The 274-nt window shown below is 69.3% G+C and carries 1 protein-coding gene; it reads right to left on the reverse strand.

What is annotated here, in order from left to right; all coding sequences use genetic code 11:
• A partial coding sequence (locus ACLJNW_RS24970) for a hypothetical protein (protein ID WP_410961326.1) occupies positions 1–274 on the reverse strand: 274 nt, incomplete at both ends.

Raw genomic sequence — 274 nt, forward strand, 5'->3', positions numbered from 1 at the left:
TTTCCAATCTCTCAGCCAGATCCGCCAACCGGGTTTCGATCCGAAGCTGGCCCTCCCGCGTCTTCAACAGCGCCGCATCGATGCGGCTTTGAATCGCCCCGCCGACGCACACGACGAGGAACGTGAGGGCGTAGACCGCCCCGAACGTGGACGCCGGGTCGTGCGGCGCGCGCAGCCCGCTGAGCAGCGCGAGCGTCGCGGTGATGCCCGCCGCGAGGTAAAGCATCCCCGCGACGCGGAAGTAGGCACGCCAGGTGTGCGCGCCCGTCCACGC

The sequence above is a fragment of the Salmonella sp. SAL4457 genome, assembly GCF_046548235.1.
Classification (GTDB): domain Bacteria; phylum Pseudomonadota; class Gammaproteobacteria; order Enterobacterales; family Enterobacteriaceae; genus Salmonella; species Salmonella enterica.